Source organism: Staphylococcus auricularis (genome assembly GCF_051172115.1).
GTDB lineage: Bacteria > Bacillota > Bacilli > Staphylococcales > Staphylococcaceae > Staphylococcus > Staphylococcus auricularis_A.
Window position 1 is genome coordinate 76158 of record NZ_JBPIZN010000001.1, and the last position, 19898, is coordinate 96055.

19 protein-coding genes are annotated in these 19898 nt (G+C 37.1%); 17 read left to right on the forward strand and 2 right to left on the reverse strand.

Annotated features, from left to right (window positions below; genetic code table 11):
• Positions 1-18 precede the first annotated feature (18 nt).
• Both ACSBRB_RS00470 and ACSBRB_RS00475 read left to right on the forward strand, forming a co-directional pair.
• Positions 19-330 carry a rhodanese-like domain-containing protein gene (locus tag ACSBRB_RS00470; RefSeq protein WP_435031127.1) on the forward strand — a complete coding sequence of 104 codons (312 nt, stop codon included), beginning with the start codon at positions 19-21 and terminating at the stop codon, positions 328-330.
• 240 nt (positions 331-570) lie between these two features.
• Positions 571-777, forward strand: coding sequence for a hypothetical protein (locus ACSBRB_RS00475; RefSeq protein ID WP_435031128.1), 207 nt, complete (start codon positions 571-573; stop codon positions 775-777).
• 50 nt (positions 778-827) lie between these two features.
• Here ACSBRB_RS00475 and ACSBRB_RS00480 read toward each other — a convergent pair whose 3' ends face one another.
• Entirely contained in the window at positions 828-2105 is a 1278-nt protein-coding gene (locus ACSBRB_RS00480) for a BaiN/RdsA family NAD(P)/FAD-dependent oxidoreductase (protein ID WP_435031775.1), read from the reverse strand.
• 394 nt (positions 2106-2499) lie between these two features.
• Between ACSBRB_RS00480 and ACSBRB_RS00485 the strand changes: the two genes are divergently transcribed.
• From ACSBRB_RS00485 to ACSBRB_RS00520, 8 genes are all read left to right on the forward strand, one after another.
• Entirely contained in the window at positions 2500-4140 is a 1641-nt protein-coding gene (locus ACSBRB_RS00485) for a putative polysaccharide biosynthesis protein (RefSeq protein WP_435031129.1), read from the forward strand.
• Positions 4137-4835 (forward strand): pseudouridine synthase, encoded by a 699-nt coding sequence (locus tag ACSBRB_RS00490; RefSeq protein WP_435031130.1) that lies wholly within the window; start codon positions 4137-4139, stop codon positions 4833-4835. Before ACSBRB_RS00485 ends, ACSBRB_RS00490 begins: the two co-directional genes overlap by 4 nt.
• Positions 4836-4850: 15 nt before the next feature.
• Positions 4851-5252: a YtxH domain-containing protein gene (locus ACSBRB_RS00495; RefSeq protein WP_435031131.1), complete on the forward strand. Its 402-nt coding sequence runs from the start codon at positions 4851-4853 to the stop codon at positions 5250-5252.
• 325 nt (positions 5253-5577) lie between these two features.
• The gene (pepV, locus tag ACSBRB_RS00500) at positions 5578-6996 is read left to right on the forward strand and encodes a dipeptidase PepV (RefSeq protein ID WP_435031132.1); all 1419 of its coding nucleotides are present in this window, start codon (positions 5578-5580) and stop codon (positions 6994-6996) included.
• Between the two features lie 3 nt (positions 6997-6999).
• Positions 7000-7851, forward strand: a complete 852-nt coding sequence (dat, locus tag ACSBRB_RS00505; protein ID WP_435031133.1) for a D-amino-acid transaminase — start codon at positions 7000-7002, stop codon at positions 7849-7851.
• A 445-nt stretch (positions 7852-8296) separates the two neighbouring features.
• The gene (locus ACSBRB_RS00510; RefSeq protein ID WP_435031776.1) at positions 8297-9088 is read left to right on the forward strand and encodes a phosphotransferase; all 792 of its coding nucleotides are present in this window, start codon (positions 8297-8299) and stop codon (positions 9086-9088) included.
• A 16-nt stretch (positions 9089-9104) separates the two neighbouring features.
• On the forward strand, positions 9105-9743 hold the full coding sequence (trmB, locus tag ACSBRB_RS00515; RefSeq protein ID WP_435031134.1) for a tRNA (guanosine(46)-N7)-methyltransferase TrmB: 639 nt from the start codon (positions 9105-9107) through the stop codon (positions 9741-9743).
• A gap of 155 nt (positions 9744-9898) precedes the next feature.
• The gene (locus tag ACSBRB_RS00520; RefSeq protein WP_435031135.1) at positions 9899-10729 is read left to right on the forward strand and encodes a YtnP family quorum-quenching lactonase; all 831 of its coding nucleotides are present in this window, start codon (positions 9899-9901) and stop codon (positions 10727-10729) included.
• A gap of 56 nt (positions 10730-10785) precedes the next feature.
• Here the strand turns inward: ACSBRB_RS00520 and ACSBRB_RS00525 are convergent, their stop codons facing one another.
• Positions 10786-11115: a hypothetical protein gene (locus ACSBRB_RS00525; RefSeq protein WP_435031136.1), complete on the reverse strand. Its 330-nt coding sequence runs from the start codon at positions 11113-11115 to the stop codon at positions 10786-10788.
• Positions 11116-11194: 79 nt separating this feature from the next.
• Between ACSBRB_RS00525 and ACSBRB_RS00530 the strand changes: the two genes are divergently transcribed.
• The 7 genes from ACSBRB_RS00530 to ACSBRB_RS00560 all read left to right on the forward strand — a co-directional run bounded on the left by ACSBRB_RS00530 (position 11195) and on the right by ACSBRB_RS00560 (position 19897).
• Positions 11195-12274, forward strand: a complete 1080-nt coding sequence (locus ACSBRB_RS00530) for a M42 family metallopeptidase (protein ID WP_435031137.1) — start codon at positions 11195-11197, stop codon at positions 12272-12274.
• 12 nt (positions 12275-12286) lie between these two features.
• Positions 12287-12595 carry a thioredoxin family protein gene (locus ACSBRB_RS00535; protein ID WP_435031138.1) on the forward strand — a complete coding sequence of 103 codons (309 nt, stop codon included), beginning with the start codon at positions 12287-12289 and terminating at the stop codon, positions 12593-12595.
• Positions 12596-12724: 129 nt separating this feature from the next.
• Positions 12725-13600, forward strand: coding sequence for a DUF1444 domain-containing protein (locus ACSBRB_RS00540; protein WP_435031139.1), 876 nt, complete (start codon positions 12725-12727; stop codon positions 13598-13600).
• A 12-nt stretch (positions 13601-13612) separates the two neighbouring features.
• Positions 13613-14212, forward strand: a complete 600-nt coding sequence (ytpR, locus tag ACSBRB_RS00545) for a YtpR family tRNA-binding protein (protein ID WP_435031140.1) — start codon at positions 13613-13615, stop codon at positions 14210-14212.
• Positions 14213-14230: 18 nt separating this feature from the next.
• The gene (locus ACSBRB_RS00550) at positions 14231-17998 is read left to right on the forward strand and encodes a DNA translocase FtsK (protein ID WP_435031141.1); all 3768 of its coding nucleotides are present in this window, start codon (positions 14231-14233) and stop codon (positions 17996-17998) included.
• 23 nt (positions 17999-18021) lie between these two features.
• On the forward strand, positions 18022-19335 hold the full coding sequence (murC, locus tag ACSBRB_RS00555) for a UDP-N-acetylmuramate--L-alanine ligase (RefSeq protein WP_435031142.1): 1314 nt from the start codon (positions 18022-18024) through the stop codon (positions 19333-19335).
• Between the two features lie 67 nt (positions 19336-19402).
• Entirely contained in the window at positions 19403-19897 is a 495-nt protein-coding gene (locus ACSBRB_RS00560) for a DUF948 domain-containing protein (RefSeq protein WP_435031143.1), read from the forward strand.
• Position 19898 lies beyond the last annotated feature (1 nt).

Below are 19898 nucleotides of genomic sequence, written 5' to 3' on the forward strand. Positions count from 1 at the left end.
TCAGGAGGAGATTGTGTTATGAAATCTATTTCAATTGACGAATTAAAAACTAAAATTTTAGATTCTAATCCGGTTAATATCGTGGATGTTCGCTCAAAAGAAGAAACTGCGATGGGTATCATTCCAGGAGTTGAAACAATCCCTAGTGATGAAATTGAAGATAACTTAAATCACTTCAATGAAAACGATACTTACTACATCATCTGCAAAAAAGGCGGAAGAAGTGCCCAAGTTGTTAAAAACTTAGAATCTCAAGGTATCGACGCTGTCAACGTTGAAGGCGGCATGGATGCTTGGGGCGACGAAGGATTACAAATCGATAGCATCTAAGCAGTTGCTAGAGAAATATAACGTCTGAAGTTCAAAAGCCGATTGAAATGTAAAAGTTTCAATCGGCTTTTTTATGTGGACTAAATGATTTGATCAGACTGATGAGTTTATTTAATTTAGCCTATTGTAAATTTATAAAAACTTTCCATTATAAATGAAGTTATGATATTTTATAAATAGAGTTAATTCAAATTTGAAATATTTTAAAACCAAAAATTGCATTCAAAGGGGATTGTGCTTATGAAGGACATCATATTATTTCTTGGATTTATTATCATATGTGTCGCAGCAGGTGATTTAGTGTATCACTTCTTCATAATTATGCCATTGAGTTCGAATATTTGGATCGCTAGAATAGGCGGTATGATCGGCGCGGGATTAACCGGATTGATTGTCTATCAATGTTATCAAAAATGGTTGAAAGCAAAATTGAAAACAAAACAGTGACATAAAAAACAAGGTTAGAACATGTGCGTTCTAACCTTGTTTTTGTTTGATTACGTTTCTAAATTTTTATCTTCTATCTTAAACTGCCCTGCGTTTTGGCCTGCAACGTGGCCTGTGACGAGTGCACTAGTAATATTATAGCCACCAGTGTAACCGTGAATATCAAGCACTTCGCCACTGAAAAATAAACCAGGTACGAATTTAGACATCATTGTTTTCGGTTGGATTTCTTTTAACTGTACGCCGCCGCCAGTAACGAAGGCTTTGTCTATAGGCAATGTACCATTAACAGTAAACGTAAATGATTTCAATAATGTCACGAGCTGTGTGATTTGATTGTTTGAAATGTGATGTCCTGTTGTTTCGTTATCAATATCAGCTTGTTCTAACAGGAATAATAAATAACGTTCTTCGATTAAACCATGCAAACTGTTTTTAACGGCTTTGTCTGGATGTTGTTGGATGCGTTGGCGTATATCTTGTTCGACCTCATGTTGTTTCAATTCTGGAAAGACGTCGAGCTGCATTTGAATGTGGCTACGTTTCTGATTCTTTTGTTCTTTATAGACAAATTGACTACAACGTAATGTTGCTGGGCCACTAATACCGAAGTGAGTGAACAGCATATCCATTTGGTGTGTAATACGTGGTTTGCCGTTTTTCTTCAACACTGATAGAGCGACATCTTTTAAACTTAATCCTTTCAATCGTTTACTCGTAATAAAAGGTTCATCCGAAGTAATAGGGACCTCGGTAGGGAAGAGTTCAGTAATCGTATGATCAAAGTGTTCAGCGAATTTGTAACCATCGCCTGTTGAACCGGTTTGAGGCACGCTCGTACCTCCAGTCGCAATGACAACAGTTTGAGCTTCTACGGTTTGATCTGTATCTAATGTCACAATGAAATGTTGGTTCTCATATTTAATAGATTGTACCGTCGTTTTTTCTTTCACTTCTACATGATTTTCATCAAGTGTTCGTGTCAGTGCATCAACGACGTCTTGGGATTTGTTTGAAACAGGAAACATCCGTCCGTGATCTTCTTCTTTTAATTTCACACCTCTAGATTCGAAAAAAGCGATGATGGATTCATTATCAAAAACGGAGAATGGACTATAGAGGAATTTACCATTCCCTGGAATATTTTTAATGATTTCAGCATAAGGTAGACGATTCGTAACATTGCAGCGTCCACCGCCTGAGATTTTCAATTTTCGACCGAGTCCTTTTTTCTTTTCAATTAATAATACACGGTGATCATTTTCACTAGCCGCAACAGCTGCCATTAAACCACTGGGGCCACCACCGATGACTATGGTTTGATACATCATTGATTATTTTCCTTTCATTGTATCGCTTATGTATATTAAATTTAATTGTTTTACTAGGTATTAATCAGTAAAAACCTTTATTCGCTATGTTAAAACCATAACAAGAATAACTTAAGTCCATGTTAAACACAAGCTACGGAAGACTGCACTCCAAATGATTCAACAAGTTGTCGTTAAACCGTTTGAAATTGAAAGAATGAGTGATAGAATAAGAGCTTGAAATTTTATTTGTGAGCTTTAACACAAAGCCTTTAATAAAGCAAAATTTAAAAAGACATTCGCAAATACGACAAAAGCATGAAATGTAGTAACATTATTTTGCTAAATTGCACTGATATCGTTAATATTAACGGTGTGTGGATATAAATTACATAAAGATAGGAAGATAGGAATGAGTGAAAGTAAAGCTTTAGTACGCGGGACCTTTTTGATCACGCTCAGTATTTTAATTACTAAAATCTTAGGCGTTCTCTATGTTATCCCTTTTTATTCAATCATGGGGAATGAAACGAACTTAGCGCCGTTCAACTATGCTTATACACCTTACAATATCGCAATTGCGGTTGCGACAGCAGGTGTACCGTTAGCTGCTTCTAAATATGTAGCTAAATACAATGCGATAGGGGCATACAGTGTCAGTCAGAAGCTGTATCGGTCAAGCTTCATCGTTATGACCGTCACAGGTATTATTGGTTTTGCTATATTATTCTTCTTAGCACCAACAATCGCGACATTTACATTAGCGCAAGAGGGACAAAGTCAAGCAGGCGCATGGTCTGTTGATGAAGTGACTTGGATTATTAGAATCATCAGTACGGTCATTATATTTATTCCATTGCTTGCGACATGGCGTGGGGTGTTCCAAGGTTATGAATCTATGGGACCTACCGCTGTTTCAGAAGTCACAGAGCAAATCGCTCGTATTTTATTCATTTTAATCGGTAGTTACTTAGTCCTTTATGTATTCGATGGGGACATCCTTACAGCAAATGGTATTGCAGTATTTGGTGCTGCTATCGGTGCCATCGTTGCATTGCTCACATTATGGTATTATTGGCGAAAACGAAAAAACAATATCCAAACGATGGTCGCATCCGATTCAACTGGCATCACGGTCGGTTACGGAAAAATGTATAAAGAAATCATTTCTTACAGTATTCCATTCGTCATTGTCAGCTTGAACTTCCCATTATTTAACTTAGTCGACCAATTTACACATAACTACGCATTAGGCCTAGCCAATGTACCGCAAGCGTTACACGACGGTTTCTTCTCAATGTTGAACTTTACAACAAACAAAATCGTGATGATTCCAACGTCACTTGCTGCTGGTTTTGCGGTCAGCTTAGTACCATTCATTACGAAAACATTTGAAGAAGGTCGCTTAAAAGAAATGCACAGTCAAATCCGCGTTTCACTAGGCGTGTTAATGTATATCACTGTCCCTGCTGCGTTAGGCATTATGGCGCTCGCATATCCTTTATATACAGTCTTTTATTCTGCTAATACAGACGGTAGTACATTACTATTCTATTATGCACCCGTCTCTATCTTAATCGGATTGTTGAGTGTTACAGCCTCTATGTTACAAGGTATTGATAAACAGAAATTAACTGTGTTCATTATTTTAAGTGCTGTCGTTATCAAAGTGGTCATTAACGTACCATTGATTTACGTACTTCATACACCAGGTGCGGTGTTAAGTACAGCGATTGCATTACTCTTTGCAAACATTTGTAATTTAGTAGTGATCAAAAAACATGCCAAATTCAATTATTCAGAAACATGGATGCATTTTGCTAAAATATTCTTCTACGGTTTATTGATGATGGTCATTGTAGAAGGTGTAAGTTTCGGCTTAGAATATTTCTTATCTCCAGCTTCTAAAGTCGGTTCATTAATCATCTTAGTTATCGGCGTGTTAATCGGTGTAGCCGTTTATGGCGGCATTACACTTAAAACACGTTTAGCTGACGAATTTTTAGGGGATATACCTGGCAAAATCAGAGATAAATTAGGATTTTTAAAATGAGACTAGATAAATTTTTAGCCAACATGGGTGTAGGTACGCGAACTGAAGTAAAACAATGTTTAAAAAAAGGTCAAGTGACTGTTAACGATCAACTTCAAAAATCGCCAAAACTTCAAATTAATCCTGAAGATGATGTGATTTGTGTGAAGGGAGAACAAGTGACTTATACGGATTACGTCTATTTAATGTTAAACAAACCGCAAGATGTAATTTCAGCTACGGAAGACACACAACACCGTACTGTCATCGAGCTCATCCCTGAGTATCAACATCTGTCGTTATTTCCAGTAGGGCGTCTAGATAGAGATGCAGAAGGCTTATTATTGATTACGAATGATGGGCAGTTCAATCACGATATTATGAGTCCAGGTAAACATGTAGCGAAGACATATGAAGTTACTTCTAAGCATCCGATTACAGATGAAGACATCCAACGTTTTAGCGATGGACTCGAATTAAGTGACGGTGAGACGCGACCAGCGAAGTTAGAAAAAACGGATACGGACCTCAAATCATTTGTCACGCTTTACGAAGGAAGGTATCATCAAGTTAAGCGTATGTTTCATGCCATAGATAATGAAGTCACTGCGTTGAAACGTGTACGTATCGGTCAATTAGAATTAGATCCTGATTTGGAACCAGGTTCATATAGATATTTAACAGATCAAGATCTAGATTTAATTTTTAAAAATTAAAAAGAAGGTGTAAGCATGAGTAAATTATTTAGAGCAGTATTAGGAATCGGTGGTGCAGCAGCTGCAGTCATCCTTTCACGTAAAGGAAATAGAGACAAATTAAAAGCAGAATATGATAAATATAAAGAAGACCCAGAATCCTATAAACAAAACGCAAAAGAACTTGCCAATCAAATCGGTTCAAATGCGACAGAAACGTTTAAAGAAGTGAAACAAGATGCCTCTAAAGTAAAAGAAGATCCTAAGGGCTTTTTAAAAGAACAAAAAGCACGTCTGACTGAGACGGATTCAAAAGAAGAGGAGCATATTGAAGAAGCGCGTTTTACCGACGAAGGTGCGGCAGATCCTTCAAACAATTTACGCGTGATTACAGAAGAAGAATTGAAAAAGAACCAACGCAATCACGAAGAAAAATAAATAAACTCACATTTGTAGAGCCAAGATTACTGATGCTTAAAATGAAGCACAGTATCTTGGCTCTTTTCTGTCCACAATAAGCACATTTTTCACATCGATTCGTGACGTAAAATTTTTTTAAAATGAAAGCCTTTTATCTCCAGCCTTTTATTAGACAATAAAATTGAAAAATTGCTAAAGTAGAAACCACGTGATATATATCACAAATACTGATGTATCAGTCTCTGACATAATTTTAAAATAATTCCGGCTTCTTGCTGTAGTTTATGAGAAACTTCGTGTAAAATGTAGTGTAAATAACTCTAGAAGAAAGAAGTGATTCAGGGTGTGGAAAGAAAAAGTTCAAGCATACGAACAACAAATGATTGATGACCTGAAAGGATTATTATCAATCGAAAGTGTCAGAGACGATAGTAAAGCGACAACTGATTACCCTGTCGGACCTGGTCCAAGAGAGGCGTTAGAATACATGTATCAACTCGCTGAACGCGATGGCTTTGCTACGCATGACGTAGATCATATTGCAGGTCGCATCGAAGTAGGACAAGGAGAAGACGTCTTCGGTATACTTTGTCACGTTGATGTCGTGCCTGCTGGAGATGGTTGGGATTCTGATCCGTTTGATCCAGTTGTCACAGATGACCGTATTGTCGCACGTGGTACGTTAGATGACAAAGGTCCTACAATCGCCGCCTATTACGCTGTGAAAATATTAAACGATATGAACGTCAACTGGAAGAAACGTTTACATATCATCATTGGTACTGACGAAGAATCTGACTGGAAATGTACAAATCGTTATTTTGAAACTGAAGAAATGCCAGAACTCGGTTTCGCTCCTGATGCTGAATTCCCAGCGATCCACGGAGAAAAAGGATTAACTACATTTGATGTCATTCAAAAACACCGTGAAGAAGTTTTAGATGAACCTGAGTATGAACTTTATACATTCGAATCAGGAGAACGCTATAATATGGTGCCAGATGAAGCGGTCGCTCGTCTATTTGTAAAAGAAAATATGACTGACGTCGTCCAAAATTTCGAACAATTTTTAACTGAACATAAATTAGAAGGTTCAAATATTGTAGATCGTGGCATCTTAGAATTGAGAGTACAAGGTAAAGCGGTGCACGCGATGAATCCTTCTATCGGCGTTAATGCAGGATTATATCTATTACATTTCTTAGCAACGCTCAATTTAGATAAAACAGCAACTCAATTTGTTGAATTCAGTGAAAAATATTTATTCGAATCTCATTTCGGTGAAAAATTAGGTATGAAATTCCATACAGATACAATGGGAGACGTTACAACAAATGTTGGTGTGATTCAATATGATCATAAAGATGGAGAAAGTAAATTTGGTATTAATTTACGTTATCCTGAAGGTTTCGATTTTGATGAAGCAATCCAACGTTTTAGCAAAGAATCTGAAGAACTAGGCTTTGACATCACTATCGGTGAACATAAAGTGCCGCACTATGTAGATAAAAACGATCCATTTGTACAAACATTGGTTCAAGCTTACCGTAATCAAACAGGTGATGAAACAGAACCGTATACCATTGGCGGTGGCACATATGCGCGTAATTTAGAAAAAGGTGTTGCGTTCGGTGCGATGTTTGAGGATTCTGAGGACTTAATGCATCAGAAAAATGAATATATAACTAAAAAACAATTATTTAATGCGACAAGTATTTACTTAGAAGCATTATATGAACTCTGTGTTGAAAAGGATGAATGAGGTATGACAATTAAAGTTTTAATCAATGAACAGATTGTCGATGAACAAGATGCGACAATCCCATACAATGATCGCGGTTTCACATTTGGTGATGGTATTTATGAATATATCCGCGTTTATGATAACCATCTATTTACAGCAAAACCTCACTTAGAACGATTAGTTAGAAGTGCAGATGAAATTGGACTAGATTTGAAATATTCAGTAGAAGATCTAACTGAATTGATCAAAGAACTGATTGCTGCTAATCACATTTCAAATGGTGGTGTTTACCTCCAAATCACACGTGGTGCAGCGCCGAGAGATCATGCATTTCCTACGCCAGCTGTAGAACCGAACTTAATGGCTTTTTGTAAGAGCTATGATCGTCCATTTAAAGATTTAGAAAATGGCGTCCAAGCTGTAACGACGGAAGATATTCGTTGGTTAAGATGTGATATTAAAAGCCTAAATCTACTCGGTAACGTATTAGCGAAAGAGTACGCAGTGAAATACAACGCAGCAGAAGCTATTCAACACCGAGGAGAAACGGTTACTGAAGGTTCTTCAAGTAACGTATATGCTGTGAAAGATGGTGCGATTTACACACATCCAATCAACCAGTTTATTTTAAATGGAATAACACGTAGAGTGATTAAAGAAATTGCTGAAGCACGTAATATTCCGTTTAAAGAAGAAACATTTACTGTTGATTTCTTAAAACAAGCAGATGAAATTATTATTTCTAGTACATCTGTCGAAGTGATGCCAGTAATTAATTTAGATGGTGAAGTCGTAGGCGATGGTAATGTAGGACCTATTACGAAGCAATTACAAGCTGGTTTCGTCGAATATATCGAACAGCAAAACGCTTAAAAATTTTTGAAATATACGACTGAAAACACTTATTTAACTGTAAATATGCTATAATAAATTTTGAGCCGATTTTTAAGATTAATAGTAAAAACAGAAAGTAAAATGTGTCATTTTGTTTGTCTTTTGCGGTTGAAAAATAGCCATAAACATTATAGAATTTTCTATGAGATATGGTGATTTATTAAAAAATGTGGTCACCGCGTGAGACTGAAAATAAAAATGAATTCATATAAAATATGAATTATCCGTTATAACAAAAATGATACTATTACTTAGACAACATACGAGTTAAAGTGTGAATCCTTATACTGATACGGGACAACCTCAAAAAGTGCGTGTTGAGGGGGATCAGTATCAAGGCGTATATTTTCCAGAAATTTGTTATATATGGCTCTTGAAAACCACTTTCTAGAGCCATTTTCTAATTGAAAGTGAGGTGTACATGTTGGAGCAGTTTTATCAATTGGGTTGGACGCTTGATTCTGCTGGAGGCGCTTCTGGTGAGGCTTATATGGCTGAGCAAGATGGCCAAAAATTATTTTTAAAACGTAATTCAAATCCATTTATTGCAGCGTTATCCGCAGAAGGAATCGTACCTAAGTTAGTTTGGACAAAAAGAATAGAAACTGGAGAAGTTGTAACTGCCCAACATTGGAAAAATGGCAGAGAACTTACTTTCAACGAAATGCAGCAACGACGTGTAGCCAATTTATTGAAAAAAATCCATAGCTCTAGGACGTTATTAAATATGTTAAAACGCATGGAAATGGAACCTATTACACCAGAAATCATGTTGCGTAAGATTAATGCTTCATTATCAAGAGATGTGATGACGCATTACACTGTACGCAAAGCGTTAAATTATCTAGAAGACCATATGCCTCAGCTTGATTCCCGTTTTTATACTGTTGTTCACGGAGACGTCAATCACAACAATTGGTTGCTTTCTGATCACGATGAACTTTATCTCGTCGATTGGGAAGACGCGATGATTGCCGATCCAGCGATTGATTTAGGCATGCTACTGTATACGTATGTACCTGAAGACAAATGGGAACATTGGCTAGATATTTATGGCATTAAAAATACATTAGATCTACAGAAACGGATGAAATGGTATACAGTCATTCAAGCCATTGGTGTCGTGCAGTGGTATGAAGAGCAAAAACGTTATAAAGATATGAACCACTGGCTCGAATTTTTACATCAAGTCATGCACCATAACCAGTTTATTTAAGGAGTTTAAAGACGAGATGAGAATGAGACACAAACCTTGGGCGAAAGATTATTTACAATCACGTCCAGACATTGTTGATCTTGACAGAACACATGCGAAACGATTAGATGAATGGTTTGAAAAGGATCAACCCATTTACATTGAAATTGGTTCTGGAACGGGACAATTTATTACAACATTAGCTGCCCAACATCCAGAAATTAATTTTATTTCATTTGAACGTGAAAAGGATGTTATGGTCAAAGTGCTCGATAAAGTGATTGATCAACAATTGACTAACATCAAATTGATTTGTGATGACGCAGAAGTGCTCACAGATTATTTCCTACCTCATCAAGTCGATCGCATCTATTTAAACTTTTCTGATCCTTGGCCAAAACGCCGCCATACAAAACGTCGTTTAACGTATCATACATTTTTAGAACGTTATCAAACGATTTTAAAAGAAGAAGGCGAAATCCATTTCAAAACGGATAATAGAGGATTGTTTGCTTATAGTTTAGAAAGCATGTCTCAGTTTGGCATGTATTTCACTAAAATCAATTTAAACCTTCATGACGAAGATGATGAAGATAATATCGAAACTGAATATGAACGAAAATTTTCCGAAAAAGGTTCAAGAATCTATCGCATGGAAGCGAAGTTTCATCAATAAGCGTTGCTCATTCCGAGTAACGCTTTTTATTGTTAAGAGAACGAGGTAGTGTTAAACAGAGATATTCTGTGATGCTATAACACTAGAAAATTTACGTTTGATCATAACTGTATTAACATAATGAGTGAATGTTATGAAAATGGAGGATAAACGATATGAAAATTGGTGCATTTGAAGTGAATCACCTTAATGGTGGTATCGTGAAGATGGACGGTGGTGCGATGTTTGGGCCAGTCCCTAAACCGCTATGGAGTTCGAAATATGAAGGGAACGATAAAAACCAAGTTGCTACGCCGACGAATCCTATATTAATTCAAACGGGTGATCAAAATATCTTAATCGATACTGGGATTGGTAATGGCAAACTAACTGAGAAACAATTGCGTAACTATGGCGTTGATTACGAAAGCCATTTAGAGGAAGAGCTAAAACGCTTTGACCTTACGCCTGAAGATATCGATTTAGTGCTCATGACGCACTTACATTTTGATCATGCAGCTGGTTTAACAGATAGTGAGGGGAACACGGTTTTTACGAACGCGACGTATTACATTCAACAAGATGAGTGGCATGAATTCCAAAGCCCGAATATTAGAACCAAATCGACGTACTGGCCTAAAAATATGGGAGATTATAAAAATCAAGTCATCTTGTTCAAAGATACGATTGAACCTTACCCAGGTATTGTGATGCATCATACAGGGGGACATAGTTATGGTCATGCGATGATTACCATTGAGAGCGAAGGGGATAAAGCCGTTCACTTTGCAGATATCTTCCCAACTGTAGCTCATAGAAATCCATTGTGGGTCACTGCATATGATGACTATCCAATGCAATCAATTGAGGAAAAAGAACGCCTCATACCGTATTACATTCACGAAGATTATTGGTTCTTGTTCTATCATGATAAAGATTATTTTGCCGTGAAATTTGATCCAAAAGATCGAAAATCTATTACTGAAGCGATAAAACGCGATCAATAAGAGGAAATGTACCATTTTGTTAGTGAACGAACTGTTTTTTAATACGTTCTATCGTACTATGAAAGTTCTATAATATCTAAAACATCACCTTTTTTGGCATCAAGATAAATATCATAATTTTTGAAAACGTGGTTGCGAGATGTCGTGATACCGCCTTGATATGCTTCATACTGTATACCGTCTTTCGTGTATATCACGGGTTCATTTAAAATATAACTACCTGCTGTTTTCATAAAGTACGTTTTCACTTGTTCAATGAGTTTATTTGGATCTTTGTAGCGTGGCATAGTGATGAGCTTATAGACACAGTAACTGCCTAACATGGCTGTACCAACAGCTGCGGCTGCAGTGGCTGCAATCAAACTACTTTTTTTAAAGGACAACATTTCAACGACCTCCATAGTATTCTTATTAGTAGTTTACCATATTGAAGATGATATAATAACTATTGAGAGGTGAAGCACGTTGAAAATAGACTTTGAGAAAACAAAAGAAAGAATGAAAGCATTAACTGAAATGCATGGTGCACCAGGATTTGAAGGAGATGTGCGTGCATATCTTAAAGATGCCATGGCACCTTACGTTGATGATTTCGTTGATAATAGAATGGGCGGCTTTTACGGCGTTAAACGTTCAGGAAAAGCAGATGCGAAACGTGTACTAGTCGCTGCACACATGGATGAAGTCGGCTTTATGGTCACTCAAATTACAGAAAATGGTATGATTAAATTTACAAATTTAGGTGGCGTTGCTAATGACATTTGGCAAGGCCAACGATTAAAAGTAAAAACACGACACAACGATATCATTTCAGGTGTGGTTGCCAATATTCCTAAACACTTTAGAACAGGCAATGAAGGCGCACCTAAGATAGAAGACTTAATGTTAGATATAGGTAGCACGTCTGAAGAAGAAGTGAGAGCTAGAGGAATCGAAATTGGTGATTCTATTGTACCTGACACACCATTTACTCAACTTTCTGAGCATCGCTTTGCAGGAAAAGCTTGGGATAATCGTTATGGTTGTGTTATCGCTATTGAATTACTAGAATTATTGCAAGATGTTCAATTAGATGTGGATCTATATGTCGGTGCAAATGTACAAGAAGAGGTTGGTTTACGTGGTGCTCAAGCTGCAGCTGAACTCGTGGACCCTGATCTTGCATTTGTAGTCGATTGCTCTCCAGCAAATGATATGAAAGGAGCGCAAAATCTTTCAGGTCAACTAGGGGAGGGGACTTTATTACGTATCAAAGACGGTACGATGATATTGAAACCAACATTTAGAGACTATCTATTATCACTTGCAGACAAACACGATATTAATTATCAATATTATATTTCCCCAGGTGGAACAGATGGTGGAGAAATTCACAAAGCCAAAATTGGTATTCCAACTGCAGTGATTGGTGTATGTGCGCGTTATATCCACAGCACCGATGCTGTGTTCGATGTGAACGATTACCAAGCAGCACGTGAAATGCTATATCAAGCAATCACACAATTAGATGATCAACAAATAGAACATTTACAATATGATATGTAGAGGTGAAATGGGATGAAAACATTAGAAAATGAAGCACAATTTGATGAATTAGCTCAAGGACAAACGGTCTTTCTCTTCACAGCGGATTGGTGTCCTGATTGTAAAGTAATCGAACCAGATTTACCAAAACTTGAAGACAAATATACACAGTATCAATTCGTAAGTGTCGATAGAGATCAATTTATCGACTTATGTGCAAAACACGATATCATGGGAATTCCAAGCTTCCTAGTGTTTAAAGATGGCAAACAAATCGGTAGTTATATTGGAAAAGAACGCAAATCTATTGAACAAATTGATTCATTCTTAGCTGATTTATAATTGATTCAATGCCATTTACGTCATAGGTCAATTTTTTAAAAATATAAGCCCTTACAACATATGTTTTTCTGTTCGTAAGGGCTTATTTATTGTAAACTGAATTAAGGCACGTAAATAGGAGTGTTATATATGAATGTCTTTCAAATGAGGGATAAACTTAAAGACCGGGTAAGTCATCTGGATGTGAAATTCAGTTTCAATGTAGATGAGGAAACATTACGCATTTATCGATCAGATAACGGTCAAGGTGTAACGATTAAATTACAATCTATTGTGGCAAAATATAACGATGATCAAAAAAGTATTATCGACGAAATCGTTTATTATGTAGAAGAAGCCATTCAACAAATGGGACGTGAACCAATCACGAGTATCGACGATATTAAAGTGATGCCGGTTATGCGTGCACCTAGCTTTAGTAAAGAAAATAAAGAAGGTCATGCCTTAGTGATTGATTCCCATACAGCAGAAACTAATATCTATTACGCATTGGATTTAGGTAAGTCATATCGATTAATTACTGAACCGATGTTAGAGGAATTAAACATCAGCCGTCAGCAACTTAAAGAGATGGCTTTGTTTAACGTGCGGAAGTTAGAAAATAGCTATAAGACAGATGAAGTGAGAGGAAATATCTTTTACTTTGTAAATACCAATGATGGGTATGATGCGAGTCGCATTTTAAACATAGCCTTTTTAAATGAGATGGAAGCACAGTGTACAGGCGAAATGCTGGTTGCTGTTCCTCATCAAGATGTGCTGATTATTGCTGATATTAGAAATAAAACGGGTTATGATGTCATGGCACATTTGACGATGGAATTCTTTACGAATGGATTAGTACCGATCACATCACTCTCATTTGGTTATGAAAAAGGCCATTTAGAACCTATATTCATTCTCGGTAAAAATAATAAGCAAAAGCGTAATCCTGATGTGATACAACGCTTAGAAGCTACACGCCGTTCTTATGAAAATGAACAAAAAGATAAAGATAATGAGTAAGGAGTTTGAATCATGAATTTATTTTATAATAAAGAAGCGGTTGGAGATGTCGCATTTTTACAATTAGAACCTGCAGAAGGTCCGTTTCAATATGAAAAACAAGGTGACGTCGTAGAAATAAAAAAAGATGATCAGATCTTAGGTTATAATATCTTTAATCTTTCTAGCTATGTGACGCTTGAAGGTAACGGTCATATTCAATTGGACGAAGCAACCGTCGATGCATTACAAAAAGCAATTAAAGATAATGGATTCACAAATGAACTAGATGTGGATTTATCACCTAAATTTTTCGTAGGGTACGTGACTACAAAAGAAAAACATCCTAATGCCGATAAACTTAGCATTTTAAGCGTAGATGTCGGTGACGAATCACTACAAATTGTTTGTGGTGCACCTAATATCGACCAAGGACAAAAGGTCGTAGTCGCTAAAGTGGGCGCTGTCATGCCAAGTGGTACGGTTATTAAAGATGCAAAATTACGCGGTGTACCATCAAGCGGCATGGTATGTTCTATGAAAGAATTAGATTTACCAAACGCACCACAAGAAAAAGGAATTATGGTCTTGTCAGATGATTACGAAGTAGGACAAGCATTTTTCGAAGCATAAAAAGGAGGTAAAGAAAGTATGAGCTGGTTTGACAAGCTATTTGGAGAAGATAATGAATCCAACGATAAACCTGTCAATAAAAGACAGCAACGACGCGAAAAAATCGAGCGTCAACAAAAACAAGACTCATTACTTTCTCAACATAACGATATTTACAGTAGACCTAGAGGACGCTTCAGATTCCCAATTCAAATCAATACAGAAGAGTCATCCGAAAAAAGTGATGATAAACATATTGATTATGCAGAGACATCTGATATCCCAACATATAACCAAGAGGATACGCATGAACCAAATCGTCAAACGGCACACAGACGGCGTCATCGTCGTATGAATCAACCTCAAGGTCAATCTAGTGAGTCAAGTCGTTCAGATCGATCAGAAGGTGAACAAGAGACACCTCGTTACGAACGTCCTACTTCTCAAGAACGTCGTACACGTCATCGTACAACAACTGATCAGTCCAAACGAGAAACGAAAGGAAAACGTTCAACCCCAGACAGTTCACCACTCACACGTGAATTCAGAGTGTCTGATGTACCTTCATCCGTGTTTGGTAATAGAAAACGTAGAAAAATTGAAAACGGCGTTATTCCACCAGCTGAAGACAACGACGATGATCAATCAACGTCATATAACGAAACGGCGCAAACTGATAAACAACGCGAGGGCTTAGAAAGTGATGCGGCACGTAATTATACTGATAATCGAAATCGTGAAGTAGATCAGGATGAACAAACCGTTACGCATCAAAGTAACGATGCTGAATCACGAAGCGCCCAACAGACAGAACACAAACCCCAAGAGACACAATCTGAAACACCGTCTTATTCTAAACAAGATAATACAATCAATATAGAAAATATCTATGCTTCACAAATCGTCGAAGAAATCAGACGTGAACGCGAACGTAAGATCTTACAAAAACGTCAGTTCAAAAAGGCGTTACAACAAAAACGTGAAGAACATAATAAGACGAACGAAGATGGCATCCAAAAAGCAATTGATGAAATGTATGCCAAACAAGCGAAAAATCTCACTGGAGAAAGTTCATTAGATAAAGCAGGTACTGAAGACAATCAACAATCAGAGTCAGACTCAAATCATCAAGCTGATACGACACAAGATCAACCAACAACACAATATCGCTATGAAGAAGTCAATTTAGACGATGTACATACCTCTTCAACAACCGATCGAGAAATCGTAAGTGACGTTGAGAATGAAGATGGATCTGAAGGAGACAAACAACCCGAAATCGAAACAGAAGCCAAAGATTCAAATCATCAATTAGATATGGTAACAGAAGAACCAACGACATCTGAGGATTCAGAGGAAACTAATGCATCACAAGATTATCAAGATGAAACGTCTTCAGAGTTTGAAACAGATGAAGCTGAGGACGTAGATGAAGCCGAAATCTCAGATGCGCAATATCGAGAAATCACTTCTGATGACCATGAATCAACATCAGAAGCTGACTCATCAAACTATTCAACAGCTGATGAAGAAGCACAAACAGAACTGCACATGGAAACGGATGAAGACCAAGAAGAAGCAACATCCGGTGACAATGAAACACCTGAAACAGATTCACAAATATCAGACGAAACATCAGCTGAAAATGTGCAAATAGAAGCTGGAAATAGTAAAGACGTATCTGACTCTGAAACTACAGAAGCGGATGTAACCGAAACAGTAGACGATCAATCTGTAGCACAAAGTGATAAAAGTGATGAGACTGATCAATCTACTTCTGAATTAACGCAATCACAACAATCTGAAGAAGATAAAGATGAAGCGAGCGAGTCTTCAGATACACAAATTGTAGCTTCTGATGATTCCACATTAGAAAAACAAAATGACCAAGATGATAATACAAACGAACAAACGCATGATGAGTCTACAGCAAAATCACCTATTCAAAAAGGTAGTAAACCATTCAATGTGGTCATGACACCATCAGATAAAAAACGCATGTTAGACGCGAAAAAAGCGCAGGTTCAAGCAAACAGACAAACTGAATCATCAAACAACTCCATAACGCAAAGTGAGTCATCAAACGATGAATCTAACGGTACGGTATCAACAGAAACTAATAACGCAAGTTCAACTTCTGGATTAGATAGTGAAACTGAGTCATCTCATGACACTGAACAAGAAACAGAAGCGTATAATGAAGCTGAAGTTACACAAGCAGAATCAACTGAATCTTCATCACAACGAACTGCTGCGCAAACTTCACCGAGTCAACGCATGCATTTTAATGACCGTCCTTCACGTCCGGCACAAAATCAAAATGAAGTGAATGTAACATCTCGTCAAGATAATCAACAACAAAATGAAGGATCAACAATCACACAAGCTGAACCGATGAAATCAATCCGTAAAGGCCCTAACATCAATCTTCCTAAATTAGATTTATTAGAAGAGCCAGAAGCACATGAGGTCGATGAAGCATGGATTGAAGAGAAAAAACAACAGTTAAATGATTCATTCTATTACTTCAATGTACCGGCAGAAGTTCAAAATGTAACTGTAGGACCAAGTGTCACACGTTTTGAATTATCAGTCGAAAAAGGTGTCAAAGTGTCTCGTATCACTAATTTACAAGATGACTTGAAAATGGCACTCGCAGCCAAAGATATTCGCATTGAAGCACCTATTCCTGGAACGAGCTTAGTCGGTATTGAGGTGCCAAACCAAGATGCGACGAAAGTCAATTTACGTTCCATCATTGAGTCTCAATCCTTTAAAAACGCACAGTCTAAATTAACTGTCGCAATGGGATTGCGTATTAATAATGAACCATTATTGATGGATATCGCGAAAACACCTCACGCACTCATAGCTGGGGCGACAGGATCAGGTAAATCAGTTTGTATCAACAGTATTTTAATTTCATTACTATACAAAAACCATCCAGAAGAATTAAGATTGTTACTCATCGATCCTAAGATGGTAGAACTCGCACCATACAATGATCTTCCACACCTTATCTCACCCGTGATAACTGATGTGAAAGCAGCGACACAAAGTCTGAAATGGGCAGTAGAAGAAATGGAACGTCGTTATAAATTATTTGCGAACTACCATGTGCGTAATATTACTGCTTTTAACAAAAAAGCGAATTACGAAGACAGAATGCCGAAAATCGTCATCGTCATTGATGAGCTTGCAGATCTCATGATGATGGCGCCACAAGATGTTGAACAATCCATTGCACGAATTGCACAAAAAGCACGTGCATGTGGTATTCATATGCTTGTCGCAACGCAACGGCCATCTGTTAACGTCATCACAGGTCTTATTAAAGCGAACATTCCTACACGTATCGCCTTCATGGTGTCTTCAAGTGTTGACTCTAGAACGATCTTAGATAATGGTGGTGCAGAACGCTTACTTGGATATGGTGATATGCTTTATCTTGGAAGCGGTATGAATAAACCTATACGTGTACAAGGTTCCTTTGTTTCGGATGATGAAATAGATAAAGTGGTTGATTTCATAAAACAACAACGTGAACCACAATACCTATTCGAAGAAAAAGAATTGTTGAAGAAAACTGAAGGCCAAGCGAAAGATGACTTATTTGATGATGTATGTCGCTTTATGGTTAAAGAAGGACATATTTCGACATCACTCATTCAACGACATTTCCAAATTGGATATAATCGCGCAGCTAGAATTGTTGATCAGTTAGAAGAACTCGGTTATATTTCAGAGGCAAATGGTTCTAAACCGAGAGATGTTTACATCACTGAATCTGATTTAGACGATATTTAAATATAGAAAGAGGGAATTAAACTATGACGCATTATCATTTTGTCGGTATCAAAGGTGCAGGGATGAGTTCACTCGCACAGATTATGCACGATTTAGGAAATGAAGTACAAGGTTCAGATATAGATAAATATGTATTTACTCAAAAAGCACTGCTCAATAAAGGTATTAAAATCTTACCTTTTGATGCTGACAATATTCAAGAAGGTATGGTTGTGGTGCAAGGTAATGCATTCTCTGATGACCATGAAGAAATTAAACCTGCACATGAATTAAACCTAGAGGTAATCCGTTACCATGATTTCCTTGGACAAGTGATCGATCAATATACATCTGTCGCTGTGACAGGTGCACATGGTAAAACGTCAACAACTGGTTTGTTATCTCATGTGATGAATGGAGATAAAAAAACATCATTCCTCATTGGTGATGGTACAGGTTTAGGTATTCCTGCAAGTGATTATTTCGCTTTTGAAGCATGCGAATATCGCCGCCATTTCTTAAGTTATAATCCTGATTATGCCATCATGACGAATATTGATTTTGACCACCCAGATTACTTCGAAGATATCAATGATGTGTTTAACGCATTCCAAGAAATGGCTTCTAATGTGAAAAAAGCAATTATTGCCTGGGGCGGTGACGATCACTTACGTCAAATCGCAGCAGATGTACCTATCTACTATTACGGTTTAGATCAATCTAATGATGTGTATGCAGACAACCTTCAAATCAGTGAATTAGGCACACAGTTTGATGTCTATGTTAAAGGTGAATACTTTGATACGTTCCGTTCACCACAATTTGGTGACCACAACATTTTAAACAGCTTAGCCGTCATCACGGTATGCTACTTAGAAGATATGGATGTCAAAAACATTAAAGACGCCTTAGAAACATTCGGTGGTGTGAAACGTCGCTTTAATGAAACGAAATTAAACAACCAAATCCTTGTTGATGATTATGCGCACCATCCTAGAGAAATCAACGCGACAATTGAAACTGCAAGAAAAAAATATCCGAATAAAGAAGTCGTAGCTGTGTTCCAACCGCACACATTTTCAAGAACTAAAGCGTTCCTAGATGAATTTGCTGAAAGCTTAAACAGAGCGGATCACGTATTCTTATGTGAAATTTTCGGTTCAATTCGTGAGAACACAGGGGAACTTACAATTCAAGACTTACTTAATAAGATTGAAAATGCTAAACTGATAGATGAACACAACACAAACATTTTAGAATCTTATCGTAACGCTGTTATTTTATTTATGGGCGCTGGAGATATCCAGCAAATTCAACGCGCATATATGGAAAATATGGAAGCTACTACCGAATTCTAGGATGTTTATGTTAGAATAAGTTGGGTATTTAATTTAAATAACATATGTTTATTAGGAGGCGTTTTTAATGGATTGGATTTTACCAATTGCAGGAATCATAGCAGCGGTTGCTTTTTTAATACTATGTATCGGTATTGTCGTTGTTTTATTTTCTGTGAAGAAAAACTTAGACCACGTGGCTAAAACACTTGACGGTGTTGAGGGACAAGTACAAGGTATTACACGTGAATCAACAGACTTATTACACAAAGTGAATCGTTTAACTGAAGATATTCAAGATAAAGTAGAACGTTTAAATTCAGTTGTGGGTGCTGTTAAAGGTATAGGTAATTCTGTACAAAATTTAAACGGCTCAGTAGATCGTGTAACTAACTCTATTACGCACAATATTTCTCAAAACGAAGATAAAATTTCTCAAGTTGTTCAATGGTCAAATGTTGCAATGGAAATTGCTGACAAATGGCAAAACAGAAAAAATCGTAGAGGAAGTGCAAACTACAAAGCTAATAGTGTAGCAAATGATGCAAATCATAGTTATACGACGCAAGTAGACAATAAATAAT